The 13612-nt window shown below is 39.8% G+C and carries 16 protein-coding genes and 1 tRNA gene; 8 read left to right on the top strand and 9 right to left on the bottom strand.

All coding sequences use genetic code 11. The features are described from left to right. The 3 genes from AC04NP_RS29425 to AC04NP_RS29415 form a co-directional block, all read right to left on the bottom strand. On the bottom strand, positions 1–248 hold a 248-nt coding region (locus tag AC04NP_RS29425), incomplete at its 3' end, for an ABC transporter permease (protein ID WP_482863671.1). Next, complete coding sequence (locus AC04NP_RS29420; protein WP_482863672.1) at positions 163–429, bottom strand: ABC transporter permease; 267 nt, start codon at positions 427–429, stop codon at positions 163–165. The genes AC04NP_RS29425 and AC04NP_RS29420, both read right to left, overlap by 86 nt. Before the next feature lie 255 nt (positions 430–684). Further along, a complete protein-coding gene (locus AC04NP_RS29415) occupies positions 685–1992 on the bottom strand; it encodes a hypothetical protein (RefSeq protein WP_482863670.1) in 1308 nt (435 codons plus the stop codon). Between the two features lie 107 nt (positions 1993–2099). On the opposite strand from AC04NP_RS29415, the gene AC04NP_RS29410 reads away from it, so the two are divergent. The 7 genes from AC04NP_RS29410 (at position 2100) to AC04NP_RS29380 (ending at position 7940) form a co-directional block, all read left to right on the top strand. Further along, on the top strand, positions 2100–3131 hold the full coding sequence (locus tag AC04NP_RS29410; RefSeq protein ID WP_482863668.1) for a right-handed parallel beta-helix repeat-containing protein: 1032 nt from the start codon (positions 2100–2102) through the stop codon (positions 3129–3131). Between the two features lie 321 nt (positions 3132–3452). Continuing rightward, a complete protein-coding gene (locus AC04NP_RS29405; protein WP_482863666.1) occupies positions 3453–4514 on the top strand; it encodes a hypothetical protein in 1062 nt (353 codons plus the stop codon). Positions 4515–4863: 349 nt separating this feature from the next. Beyond that, the gene (locus tag AC04NP_RS29400; RefSeq protein WP_482863665.1) at positions 4864–4989 is read left to right on the top strand and encodes a hypothetical protein; all 126 of its coding nucleotides are present in this window, start codon (positions 4864–4866) and stop codon (positions 4987–4989) included. A gap of 128 nt (positions 4990–5117) precedes the next feature. Further along, on the top strand, positions 5118–5564 hold the full coding sequence (locus tag AC04NP_RS29395) for a helix-turn-helix domain-containing protein (RefSeq protein WP_482863663.1): 447 nt from the start codon (positions 5118–5120) through the stop codon (positions 5562–5564). Positions 5565–6237: 673 nt separating this feature from the next. Continuing rightward, on the top strand, positions 6238–6915 hold the full coding sequence (locus AC04NP_RS29390; RefSeq protein ID WP_482863662.1) for a hypothetical protein: 678 nt from the start codon (positions 6238–6240) through the stop codon (positions 6913–6915). Positions 6916–7456: 541 nt separating this feature from the next. After that, a complete protein-coding gene (locus AC04NP_RS29385) occupies positions 7457–7672 on the top strand; it encodes a hypothetical protein (protein WP_482862956.1) in 216 nt (71 codons plus the stop codon). Continuing rightward, a complete protein-coding gene (locus AC04NP_RS29380; protein WP_482863661.1) occupies positions 7644–7940 on the top strand; it encodes a hypothetical protein in 297 nt (98 codons plus the stop codon). The genes AC04NP_RS29385 and AC04NP_RS29380 overlap by 29 nt, the downstream gene beginning before the upstream one ends. Before the next feature lie 575 nt (positions 7941–8515). Here AC04NP_RS29380 and AC04NP_RS29375 read toward each other — a convergent pair. The 6 genes from AC04NP_RS29375 to AC04NP_RS29350 form a co-directional block, all read right to left on the bottom strand. Next, positions 8516–8588, bottom strand: a tRNA-Gly gene (locus AC04NP_RS29375). 226 nt (positions 8589–8814) lie between these two features. Next, positions 8815–9450, bottom strand: a complete 636-nt coding sequence (locus AC04NP_RS29370; protein ID WP_482863660.1) for a hypothetical protein — start codon at positions 9448–9450, stop codon at positions 8815–8817. Positions 9451–9462: 12 nt separating this feature from the next. Then, positions 9463–9975 (bottom strand): hypothetical protein, encoded by a 513-nt coding sequence (locus AC04NP_RS29365; RefSeq protein ID WP_482863659.1) that lies wholly within the window; start codon positions 9973–9975, stop codon positions 9463–9465. Positions 9976–10000: 25 nt separating this feature from the next. After that, positions 10001–11122 (bottom strand): hypothetical protein, encoded by a 1122-nt coding sequence (locus AC04NP_RS29360; RefSeq protein ID WP_482863658.1) that lies wholly within the window; start codon positions 11120–11122, stop codon positions 10001–10003. Continuing rightward, positions 11103–11654 (bottom strand): hypothetical protein, encoded by a 552-nt coding sequence (locus tag AC04NP_RS29355; protein ID WP_482863657.1) that lies wholly within the window; start codon positions 11652–11654, stop codon positions 11103–11105. The genes AC04NP_RS29360 and AC04NP_RS29355 overlap by 20 nt, the downstream gene beginning before the upstream one ends. Beyond that, the gene (locus AC04NP_RS29350) at positions 11641–12216 is read right to left on the bottom strand and encodes an RNA polymerase sigma factor (protein WP_482863656.1); all 576 of its coding nucleotides are present in this window, start codon (positions 12214–12216) and stop codon (positions 11641–11643) included. Before AC04NP_RS29350 ends, AC04NP_RS29355 begins: the two co-directional genes overlap by 14 nt. A 149-nt stretch (positions 12217–12365) precedes the next feature. On the opposite strand from AC04NP_RS29350, the gene AC04NP_RS29345 reads away from it, so the two are divergent. Further along, positions 12366–13532 carry a hypothetical protein gene (locus AC04NP_RS29345; protein WP_482863655.1) on the top strand — a complete coding sequence of 389 codons (1167 nt, stop codon included), beginning with the start codon at positions 12366–12368 and terminating at the stop codon, positions 13530–13532. Positions 13533–13612 lie beyond the last annotated feature (80 nt).

The raw sequence follows: 13612 nt of genomic DNA, 5'->3' as shown, positions 1-13612 counted from the left end.
TAGGTGAATCCATTCATCTCAATGCGATAGGCAAAATTCTGTAGCCATTGATTCATCCAGTACCATGCAAATGGCAATGTGGTCAAAAAGCCAATGATCACAAGAATCACGAATTCTTTATTGAGCATGGTTACGATTTGGAAGATGTTTGCAACCAATACTTTACGAATTCCAATTTCTTTGGTACGCCGCTCGGCTGCATAGAGCGCTAAACCAAACAGCCCCAGACAAGCAATGAACAATGCCATAGCTGCAAAGTAGGTTGCCAGTCAGATCGTTAAAGAATGGCAGAAGGATTGCAACGATCGCCATGGCTAATACAAAAGCAATCGATACCAATGTAAAAGATTCTCCCATAAATTGCCTGACAAGAGACCACTTTCCTGCTCCAACGGCTTCGCGTACACCAATTTCCCGCGCCCTGCGCATAGTATGAGCGATGGAAAGATTCATAAAAATGGCATTTAACAATTGTATACGGGAGAAAAAAACGCTTTTCTTGTGAATACCTGAAAACTTACCAATGGTTACAAGGCCACTTAGAAATTATCCGATAATTTTCTCAAAAGTACCTGAAACTTCAATCCCCGGATCCGTACATGTCTATCAACAATTTGGCCATGATGGCATCCCAGATATAATTGGAAGGGTTATGTTGTGGTCAGGTCATTTTCTCCTTGCGATTCACAATTTTTCGAAATCAGTCCTGTAAACCTTTTTATTGAAATTCTCATTATTAAGTTCCAGATAATCCAAAGAACCACTGCCGGAAAAATTAATGTTGAAGCCCACAATTTCACCAATATCCTCTGAAAAAGCCACCTCAAAAATAGTGTCCTTGTTTAAAGAAACCGTAGCCACATTATGCTGTACATTAATTCTCATTAATTGCCATTCGTAGACATCTACACCAAAGGCAGATAAGTCATGACGCTTACCATTTTTAGTAACATCTCCAAACTTCACAAAGAGATTTCCCACGCAACCCCTGGTAGTCAATGGAATTGAATGAATCCCATCCTCACCCAGAATCTTTACTGAGATCTCAGGACAGGCGAGGTTCAAAATACGATCACTACGCACCCTGGTTTCCAAGGTAAAATTACCACTTCCTACCTCTTTAAATTCATCGACGTAGAAATAGCTAACCATAAGATCCTTGTTAAGATCAATGTTATTCATTCGCAGATGATCTTTCGTAACCTGCAAAATCCCAGCTTTAATCAAATCATTATTACGGATGTAAGTAGGCACATTGTCTATAAAGCTGTATCGCGCAACTGACAGCCAACCTTTGGTATTCACCCTTACTATGGTTTCTTTCAGCACAGAATCATTGGCAATCAGTTTGGCTTTATGTACTCCCGGATAATAATAAATACTTGTCAACGTGGTATTCTCCGGAAGCACTTCATCCCTTTTAAATCGATTCCAGGATTGCTGAATAAAAAAACTGTCCGCGGTCACGGCACTCACATTATAATTAAAAATGACGGTATTCGGCGCACCTGCAGTAACGGAATTGTTGCTGGAAAAAGTCACTTCCTTAGGCCGGAAGGAAACTTGTCCGGTGGGTTTTGAAACCTTTTTAGATTGTGTAAAGATCATTGAAGCTACAGTCAACACAAAAATCAACACCAGGACGGCAATTACTTTTCTGTATTTATGTCTGGTTTTACGCTTTTTTTCCGGATTTGAATGCAGCGTTTTTTCAGCATTTGGTAAATGGGCTGCTTTAAAGTCAAGCCAACTGGTATAATCCAAAAACCTGGCTAAGGCCTCCAGAGTAGCCGGATGGGGAGTGCCTTTATAGTCTGGTTTCCAGATGCGTTTAATAGTTGACAAGCTGAGGCCAATTCCCGTTTTATGCTCCAGCAAGCCAATCAGGTTAAGATAATCCCGCTGTTTCCATTGGTTACTCGGCAGCCAGCCCAGCTTTTCTTCTATTAGACGTTTGCAATGTGTTATATAAGATTCTTCATTATTTGTCATTTAACCGGTTTTTGAACGCTAAAAGAACGAAAATAGAATTGTATTTCAATAACAGAATAAAGATTATTGACTGGTTTAATAAATATATAATCTTGAATTTAATAAATATGAAAAAGAAACTATTTTTATTTTTTATAGTGTCGGGCCTCCTTGTTAATTGTTTAAACGCACAAATATTCTATGTAGATGTACTAAATGGAAATGACATTAATCCAGGCTTGGCAGAAGCACCTTTTCAATCAATTTCCAAAGCAGTGACGGTAGCTAATAGGTTGACAGGTAAGGGTTCTATCACTATTAGAGTGATGCCAGGAATATATACATTGGAAGATAAAGTAGCCATTAATCCGGTAAGAATATTGGATGATACATCCAGGTTTATCATAGAAGCTGGTATCATGCCTGATGACGATTTATGGTCACCCGAAAAAATGCCCGTAATACAATCCATATCCGGTAATAACTCAACAACCTTTTTTCCTCATTCTACCGGCTTTCTTGTGTCTTCTATTAATGTAACCATAAGTGGTTTGAAATTTCTGGGAAATGCCAACCCCTTAGTAGACTATTATTATCCCATTGCAAAAGAAGATCAAACATTAAAAGATTTGGAAGTCTCGCAATGTTATTTCATTGGTAACAAAGAGGCAGCAAAAATTCAGGGGGCAGTGTGGGCACATGGACCTGGTAACACCATTTCACATTGTATCTTTTATCAATGCAGAAATGCTGTGTTATTTTTTAATAATGTAGATGGATTTACGATCAAAAACTCCATTGTAACCGGTGCTTACGAAAGTGCCTTTTGGTTTGGCCCTGATGATTTTAAATTTGAGTTTACCAACAACGTTATTGCCAACAACAACAACTTTCTTGTTGGCCGTTCTGCAGAATTAAAATTCTCATCTGCTTTTTCAAATAGCGTAATTGCCAATAACAATGGATTTGCGGGATATTGGTCGAGAGAGAAAAAAGCAATAATACCAATCGCTAAACCCAATATTGTTGAGAAAAAAATCATCAAATCCGGAGCCATCAATTTGATCGTAAACAATGCGGTGAAGCTGGATAAAAAGCACCTGCATCTCACTGAGGACTCCAAGGGTTACAGGTTGGAAGCTGGGATATTCAAAAAATGATACAAAAGGAAAACAGCCTTTTGAAAGGTTGAAAAAATTAAAAAAAGATTTCCGTCTGTGAATTTCGGATTTCATTGAATAGCTCCTTGTTTTACAGCACGATACGGGCTGGCCAGGCCCAGCTCAGCAAGTCAGGATCGCAAAACTTCTTGTCTAGAGATCTGTTTTTTGGGGTTACCTGTCAAAGGTTGTCTGTATAAAAGTGAGAATGGCAAAACTTTGATGTTTACTATTTTTTTGTAAAAGCTAACCGTTGAGATTTTTTTCTACTTCTGGCAACTCAAACCGACTTTTTTTAAAAACTTGTAAAACATCCAAATCATGACGGGAAACTGGAATTTTTTACCAAAAACAATCGGTTATGGGGCGCTGGTTATCCTGAGTATGCTTTCATCCTGCGGAGAAGATGAAACACTTGACGGGCAAGCATTACCCACGGGTAAGATGATAATGGTACCGATGAATATTGGCACTACTTCAGTAGAGGTAACAGGTAGAATTCATAGAACCAACTCGTTAAAAAATGTATTTACATTTATCCTCGTTCGTGAAATAGATAATGAAGACAGGCTTGACTTTTATGAAGTAGAAGATTATTACGCTGCAGGAGTTTTTGAAGGGGTGCCAACGAGGCAGAATCTGGAGCTGAAACAAGGACATGAATACGAAATCACCGTAAAGGTATTGGCAGCCAGTGAGACTTCGCACGGCCTTCTGGTCACCGATGATGGACCAGGCAGAAAAACAGTGGTACCTCATCACCCATGGGAACCCGAATTACAGGAAAAAAATTACAACGTGGTTGTAACAAATAAGATACACTATGAAGCGTCAGCTTTAAAGGTCGTTAATCTGGCTGAAAGGCAGACATGGAGAACCGGATTTGCCATTTATACCGATGGAGATGGCAGCATACAGGAAGGTGAACATATGCCTGAACTCGACGCCTACTACAAGCAATTGGATTTCATAGCCTCTCCTGATGCGGAGATTAATGTGGATTTAAGACATCATGCATTTGCATTGAGACTGGAGACAAACGGTTCGATTACCGCTAGTTACAGGGCCAAATTGGGCTATCCGGAGCGGGAAGGATACACACGCGATTATTTAAACATTCACCCACAAAAAACTTCGGACAGGAAAGTGGCAACATTTTACAGCGTAGGTACCATAGGCGCAGTTTACGCCCTGATCGTTGAGAAAAATGATGGAAATGGCTGGGAGGAAATTTATAGGGATTCTCAAAATTTTTACCTCCTCAAGGAACGTGCAATCATTATCGGTGAATCCGATAATCCATCAAACAAAGGAAATCCGAATATTTCTTTCGACACCCGGGAGATTACCGAGGGAGAGCCGATTGAAATACCGGCTGATTGATCCTGAAACTAAATAAATCAATCGGCCTCATATGTGGCCCTTTGTCGATTACTTTTTATAGTAATCTTTCAGATAAATAAAAATCCCTGATAACACATTGGGGATTTTTGTTAAAATACAACTTGTTGTAATCGGTCTTTACTGGTTTCTAGCTGTGAAATTGAAAAGATATATGAGACCGTTAGTCAGTTTTGAGATTAGGATTTAGCGAATAACTTTCTTTTTCCCCTTTAGTAAATGGCTACTTATGCGTATGTAAGATGGATTTCAAGGATAAAAAGTGAAAATCAGACTGACCTGTGTAAAGAGCTGATTTCAGAAGGTGAGTAATGATTGACAAAAGTCTTAGGTGAGCACTTCAGACATCATTGAAATCAGCCACAAAGAGCGTGCATGGATAGACAATGAAGCCGGTAAGAGGATTATCAGTTATAAATATGCATTTGATTTAAGTCCGTTGAGAAAAGGAGTATAAGATAGGCACGAAGATCAGAAAAAAAAATACCTGTGGAACTTGCCGCGCCGTGGGTTGTATCCTACCACTTAAAGTGGTAGATTACCACAGGCTTTTGAGACATTTTCAGAAATTAATATATTTGATTTATGGAGCACAAAACCAGATCTCAGACAAAACATATGGGCAGAAAGATCGGCCGTATGCGGGAATTGCTGGGTATCAAACAAGATACCGTGGCCGATCAATTAGGCCTCAGTCAGCAGGCCATCTCCAAAATTGAGCGGAGCGAAAATGTAGAGGATGCAACGCTTGAAAAGGTGGCCAAGGCATTGGGGATAAGTGCCAAGGCAGTAAAAAACTTTGACGAAGAAGCCACCATTAACTATATTCAGCAAAACTACGAGGGTTCAAATCAAGGGGCATATAGCGTAGGAAACTATAATTGTACCTTTAACCCAATCGAGAAGTGGGAAAAGGCGATGGAAGAAAACAAACAATTGTATGAGGCCTTGCTAAAAGCAACAGAAGCTTTGCTGGAAAGTGAAAAAGAAAAGGTAGCCATGCTGAAACAGTTTTTGGAGGAAAGGAAATAAAAAAGTGATTTTTTGGTAGTTGACTTTCTTTTTATTTCCATTTTTTGATTTTGTACTTTCTCCTGTAGTAGGAAATGTACTAATCTCTAAAGCATTTACCACAATTGCTCTGGTTAAATTCAACCCATTTTCAGGAATGCATGATCTGGTGCGACTGTTGCCAACAGCCTTCTAAAATGTACTCAAAGCGTTCATTCCTGAAAGAAGTTCAATATGATTCCCGGTCAAAGTGGTTCCTAATAAATTTTGTCTCTTTCCACAGCACCCAATCCCATCATTATTTACTTTAATATTTGACACAATAAACCACTCCCACCATGGATATACTAATTGTTCTGCTTGTAGTTTTCACCAACTATTATCATATTTATTAGTAATTATAAGACATAGAGCGATAGGAACCACTTGTTCTGTCAAGAATTGGCACTAATTTGCCATTTGCTTCTGATTTCAATATAGTGAAAGTCTTATATTCAGACTCATTGAAACCATAAACTAAAACTTACAAGACAAACCCTGATCTCACCGAATATGCTACACAAAAAATGTTTGCTTCTCATCCTGTTTGCCTGGAGTAATCAGTTATTCCCGCAGGATATAAGACTTGGAATTGTCACTGATTTTCCACAGTCTCCGGTGATAGACTCTATTTTTCAAGTTATGACACTGGAAATTGATAAGAACAACCGGTTCAGCTAAAAAAGTTACACTGACCCCGGAGCATGTGATTTATAAAAGCAACAGTCTGGAACAGGCCAGGGCCAACTACGATTTGATCGTCCCGCAAGTAGATTTCATGATTTTAATTGGTGGAGTTAGTATAAAAGGGGCTTTGATCAACGGCACTTTCCCCAAGCCCACCATTGGTCTCGGCATTATCGATCCTGATTTGCAGGAGATTCCATTACAGGATGGAAAATCAGGAATTCAAAATTTCAGTTATATCTGGGCGGCACAGGATTTCGAAAAAGAATTGACACAATTTAAACAGCTCTATCCGTTTGAGAATCTTTCTGTCCTTGCAGATTCGGCCTCAGTCATCACTTTTAACCAGCAAAAGGCCAGGCAAGCCATTGATTCATTTAGTGAACTGTTTTCTACCACCATCAACATTGTTCCTGTCACCGGCGATATTCCAGGTTCATTGTTAGATCTTCCGTCCGGAACCGATGCTATTTACCTGACCGAATTGTACGGGAAGACCTCCTCAGACATTAAACAAATCGCCAATGAACTAAATGCAAGAAAGTTACCATCTTTTTCAAGTAATAAATGGCATGTTGACCAGGGCATCCTGGCCTGTGTATCGGATGAAAACGACTTTGAACAAACCATAAGAATATTGGGATAGGTATTATTCGCAGCTTTTGTGATGTCATCAGGCGTGAACAAGCCAATATGGGTATCATCTTCACGACTTCTTACTTTTCAAAGGACTCTCAAAGAAGAAAAAGTGAAATGGGAACAATTCTCGATTTCAAAGATAGAGAAGACATTATTGCTTGGGTGATTGACTACAGTAAGGGTTAGAACTATAAAGTATGGTAAACCAGCACCTATTATCAAGTCACTATATTAGCCATCTAAATTTAAGACTAACATGATATTTCTGAAGTGCTAAAATCCAAACCCAACCCCTACCACTTTCCAAAAGTTTCGTCACAAATCGTCCGTTTACGCTAATTATTGAAAGTTCTTTAAAGAAATTATTTGTTATAAGCAAATAAATGTTCGTTGAGTTCTATAAATTTGCAATGCTAGGATTTTTATTTTAGTGTCTTTAAGTACCTCCCTACATCGATAATTGTCTGATTTTTCAATTATCTCTCTTTACCGGCACAAAAAGCCGGTAAGTGAATCAATTGTTACATTTTCTAAATCAGTACTTTAAGATGGAGGAAGTTTACAAACCCCAAACAAAACAGGAATTAGCGCACGCTTATGGCGTGACCTTACGAACTATATCCAGTTGGCTGGAACCTCACTTGGATGAGGTGGGCGAAAGAAAAGGCCGAACCTACACGCCCAAGCAGATCAAGATCATTTACGACATCATCGGGCCGCCCTCACTGGTCGGGAATGGTAAAGAGGATGATGGACGGGTATGATAAGATCAAAAAACTTAAAAATCACTTTGTTATATATGCGACCAACAATGGCACGACTTACAAAATCGTATCCAATAAGGAAAAGGATACCAATTGTGAGAAAATCAAAAAGGATAAACGCTATGCATTAGAATTTAAAAAGGTCGAATCATTAACAGGGCCGGAAATAGATTGCTTTTCATTTGATGAAAATACGGTGATTTGCAAAGAACCTGATATAGATTTATACATCGCTACCAACCTAAAGGGCCTATGCTTAACTGAATAACACAACAATTACTGAATTGAACAATAATAAAAAAACCCCGTAAATCACTTGATCACGAGGTTTTTTAGTACTCGGAGTGGGACTTGAACCCACACGGGCGCAATGCCCACAGGATTTTCTTACCACTACAACTTTCATTGCTTCTTTTAGAATTTGTGGCCTGGACTATCCCTTTACCATATCCACCAAATAGTGACTTTAGGTATCCCCCGTCTAGTCTCTACACCTTTCCCAATTTTTGGGACTTGGCTCGGGATTGCCATTCTTTGCGAAAAGATAAGGTTTCCCCGAATTTGAGGGACTTTACTTCCTGAATTTCTTCAGGAGCACTCAAATTAATTTAAGTCCTGCGTGTCTACCAATTCCACCATCCGAGCATCGACTTGGCAAAATGTTTAAACCATGTTTAAACCGTTTTACTGTAACTCTTAATTATGTTTTATAAATAAGTGAAAAATCAATCACTTATACCCCTTTTCTTCTCAATTACCACAAGCTTTTAAGTCCTTCGTGTCTACCAATTCCACCACCCCGGCGCAGACTATAAATTACTTATAGCCTTAAAATAAAAAAAGAGCGAAAGACGGGATTCGAACCCGCGACCCCGACCTTGGCAAGGTCGTGCTCTACCAACTGAGCTACTTTCGCTTAAATCCTATAAAACATCGATGTCTAAAGGGATTGCAAATTTAAATAACCACTGGTAATTTACAATAGGTTTTCTTAAAAAATATCAATGCTTTGACTGATTTACAAGCTATCCGGCCTGTTATCTCCAAAACTTTGGTATCCAACCTATCAGCCGGGTAATCCTCATGCATACATAGCTGACCACCAGCCAATAATGCTGGATTCAGGGTTATGAAAATTCCCGCTAGAACTTGCCAAATTTAAAGGATACATGCGTGCTCCAGTCATCCAGCTTACTGTTCGACACACTGCTAAGATCAACGCCCTCCATAAAGCGATAAGTACCGCCAATAGCAAACCTGAAAAACCGGGCTATGTTAATCTCCAGTTCCGCCCCCGGCTCCACGATGAAAAAGCCGGACGTCTCAGTGATATTGTCAAAACCATTGGTAAAAATATTGTCCCGGTCTTCCAGCACATCAAGGCCACCACCGCCAAACAATATTGGAAAATTCAGATGAAAAATCTCTTTGGCAAAAAGAGAATAACCCAGGATTAACCCACCGTACCCGCCACCCAAATAGAGATCGTTCTGACCATTTAATCCGGTAAATTTTGACCTGGTTGTGATTCCATAACCGCCAAGGCCAATGGTAAACTTATCATTTAAAATAATGCCACCGTGCCCTCCTACCAGCAAGGTGCTTTCGTCGTTCCATTGCCCGACCTTCAGATCGACCGATCCGAAACCGCGTAGTTTCGTGTGATTACCCAGGAGGGTTTTGACTTGCCCGTTGTCGACGTTTTCATAATCCTGGGCTTTGATTTGACAAACAAAAAAGCTCAGTGAAACAAAAAAAAGGATCTGTTTTGTTTTCATGATTTCCAATGGTTAGATCATAAGTGAAAAAGTAAGAGAGGCATCCCAAAATTCAAAGCTGGTGAATCTCATACCGATGAAGGAAAAGCGGGGCTTTATATTGAAGCCTAACGTAATAGGTGCTGTAAAACGATACTCCACACCAGCTATTCCATCCACACCCATGCTAAAGTATTTAGGTTGTTTGATATTTTGTATTACCCCTGTGTTTGGGTTGACCGGCTCGATGGGAACCCGTCGATATCTTTCATATTTTTCGAATCCTACATGAGCACCTCCCCCTATGTATACAAAAAGATTTGGGCTCAATTTGGTGGGAAAATAGTTTTCATACAAAGCCGTCGCCTGGAAGCCTCTGTTCCGGCCCGAGACTAAGATTTCATAGGCCATGGATTCAGTCAGAAAATTTTTGTACGTTATTCCGGTAGTTCCGCCCAAACGCAACCCTGCCGAATTGCGATAGTATTGACAAAAACAATAATCACCCCACATTATTAAAACGGTCAAAAGTAGAATTCTTTTCATGGTTCATTTATTTTGAGTTGAACGGTCAATTTCCGGCGCGCACAAAAAACACCTTCAAATCACCTTTCTGCGCATTGATGTTAACTGAGCCGGGCTGGCTATTTTTATTTCCTATTGTCCCGTTTACCGAAACAAAGCTGTCACTGTCATCCACGTAGTCAATATCGACATTCGATATTTTGGTGGGCAAAACCAGTTTATCTTTCCTCGCTGTCAAAGAAGCATTAAAATAGGACTGGCTATCGAAGCTTAAATTAAAATCGGTGGATTTGCCATTTAACCGGATTTTTGTGAATTCATTGTTGATTTCAGAAACAGACAGTAACCCATAGTTCATATTCAGGTTAGTCAAACTCAACAATTTGCCAACTTCGATCTTTGAAAAGCTGGATTTTCCGGAAAAATGAGAAACCTGGGTGATTTTGAATTTGTCATTTCTGGAGTTAATCCTGCCTTTGATAACTTTATGAATGACGATTTCAGAAGAACTGCTGCTAATATTCAGCTCACCGGCTTCCTCAATTTCAATATCCGCGACTTTTAAGTCCATATGGCCATCATTGATGGTACTAAAGTAGGCATTACCAAAACTGATCCCAATATCAGCGTAACCAGACAAATCACTCGCTTTCAGGTTGCCATTGGACACATTAATTTCGCACCGGTTTTTAAGGTCCCCCAAATATACATCCCCAAATTTATTATCGATTTTCAATCCGGCATTTTCAGGAATATACAGCTCGTAGTCAACATCCAGCCTGTCTTTGCTTAACAAAGTCTTGGAATAATCACCGATATTGTTCAGCAGATCTTTGAAAAGGCCCGACTTGCGATCCAACACTGTTTCAAGAATTACATAACTGCTTACCTGGTTGAAGTCAAAACTCACACGGTTAAGAATTTTTTCTGCTGCCGCCTTATTTTTGCCATAAGCGGTAATGGTAACCTCGACCTGAACAAGGTTTTCTTTCCAGGTGTTGACAATGATCTGTCCGTATTTGTTTTTGATCTCGATGCTGTCACCACCGGAAACCGTGTATTGTTCAGCGATTGTTTTGCTCAACCGGGCGGCCTCCTGCGACATCACCGCGGACACCGGGAAATAAAGCAGGATACACAACCAGATTTTATATGGCAACTTCTTCATCTTGTTTTTTATCTTCTTCTTTATAATCCGGATTATTTCGTTTCAATTCATCTAATATAGCCTGCAATATTTCCAATTTCATCTTATAATTTTGAATCATGGCCTGCACTACTTCCTCATTATCCGCATTATCTTTCAGGTCATTTTGTAATTCCAGGTAAGCCTGGTCCAGTGCCTCCAAATCCTCAAATATCTCTTCCCCAATATCGTGTTTATTAGCCTGGATGGTCTCCAGCCTGTCATTGATCATTCCCTGATAGTAAAATGCCGCCTCCGCCAGTTCCTCTGGTACTACCTGGTTACCCTGAATATTCCATGTCAGGTTTCTTTTGACGAGCAACAATAAAGTCGCCACACTCAGGATGAGCAGGAAGGAGGCAGCGACCCTCCAAATAACTTTCAGTCCTCTCTTTTTCTGCCGCTTATCCAATTCCGACTCAATACCTTGCCAGATATCCTCATAATCTTCGCTGTAAATATCGAAGGATTCGCGATATTGATCAATGAACTTTTTTAACTTATCCTCTTTCATACGCCAACAGCTTTCTGATTTTTGCTTTTGCTTTGCTATACTGCGCCTTTGATGCTGACTCGGAAATATTTAATATTTGCCCGATCTCTTTATGATCATAGCCCTCAAATATATATAAATTGAGCACCACCCTGCATCCTTCCGAGATCTGCTCTAGGGCCTTTAATACTTTTTGAATTTCTTCCTGACGAAAATCCTTCTCATGTTCGCTATTTTCTTCCGGCTTTTCGATCGATTCATCCCAATTAACCGTCGTCAGCCTTTTCTTTTTTAAGTAGTTAATACAATTGTTAATCACAATCCTTTTCAACCATGCGCTAAAAGTAATCTCATGCTTCAAAGTCTTTACCCTGCTAAAAGCATCGACAAATGAATCCTGCAACACATCTTTTGCTTCCTCAGGGTCACATAACATGCGTCTGCAAATATTATACATAGCATTAACGTACAGCTTGTACAGCTCATTTTGTGCACTTCGGTCACCAGCCTGACTTCGCTGCACGAGGTATTTATGTATCGTCTGTTCCCCCGAATGCAATCCTGAATGTTCTTTATTTAACAATGACAAGGTGGTTGGGTAAAGGTTTCCGGTTTCCCAAAGTTATTTATGATTTTGTGTACTCCAACAGGTTTTATGCTTTTGGCAAAATGCCAGTATAAATGGCATTGACGATATTTTACTATATTCGTGGTCAAATCTAAAAGTGAAGGATGAAATTAATTGAGGTAAATGACAAAACAACAGTCAGGGCCTTTCTGCGTTTTCCGGTAAGGTTATATAAAGGTGAGAAAACCTGGATACGCCCTTTGGACAGTGATATAGAACAGGTTTTTGATCCCGGTAAAAATAAGTTTTTCAGGCATGGAGAATGTATCCGGTGGATTCTGCAAAATGACCAGCAGGAGACTATCGGCCGTGTAGCCGCTTTTATCAATAAAAAAACCGCACAAAAGGAAGAACAACCAACCGGGGGAATGGGGTTCTTTGAATGTATAGAGGACAAAAATGCGGCATTTCAGCTTTTTGACGCCTGTAAATCCTGGTTACAGGCAAAAGGCATGGAGGCAATGGATGGCCCTGTAAATTTTGGCGACAGGGATCGCTGGTGGGGACTGCTGGTAGATGGATTTCATATTGAGCCAAATTATTGTTGTAACTACAATTTTCCCTATTATCAACAGTTTTTTGAAGAATACGGATTTCAAATTTACTTCAAACAATTTACCTATGGAAGGAAAACCAGGGATCCATTTCACCCTAAAATTGCTATGAAAGCGGAGAAAGTGGCACAGGATCCCAATTACCGGTTCGAGCACCTGAAGAAAAGTAACCTGAAAAAATATACCGAGGACTTCCGGACTGTTTACAATAAAGCATGGTCAAGGCACAAAGGGGTAGCGGAAATGTCAAGCCTTCAGGCTAAAAATGCCATGAAAAAAATTAAACCGATTATGGATGACAAAATCATCTGGTATGGCTATTACAACGATGAGCCCATTGCCTTTTTCCTGCTGTTGCCTGAAGTAAATCAAATTTTTAAATATGTAAATGGCAAACTGGACTGGGTGGGTAAGCTGAAATTTTTGTACCATAAATGGGCAAAATCATGCCATAAAATGTTTGGTGTGGTGTTCGGTGTAGTACCTGAGCACCAGGGGAAGGGTGTCGAAGGGGCCTTGATCATAGCCACTGCTAAAATGGTGCAGGACGATTATCATCGTTATGAAGATCTGGAGATGAACTGGATCGGTGATTTTAATCCGAAAATGATTCGCGTAGTGGAACAGGTAGGGGGAGAAGTTTTTAAAACGCACTATACCTACCGCAAACTGTTCGACGAAAACAAACCTTTTAAAAGGGCTCCTATTGTTGGGTAACTACTAAATTCTTACACTGGCGCAAGCGTTTCGCAGGTGGGTGTTGCACAACTTAAAAATGTGCTTGTACTTTTATTTTA

The sequence above is a fragment of the Agaribacillus sp. DX54 genome (genome assembly GCF_056858335.1).
The sequence above is the reverse complement of the archived record's forward strand: the minus strand, read 5'-3'. Positions and strand labels throughout refer to the sequence as shown.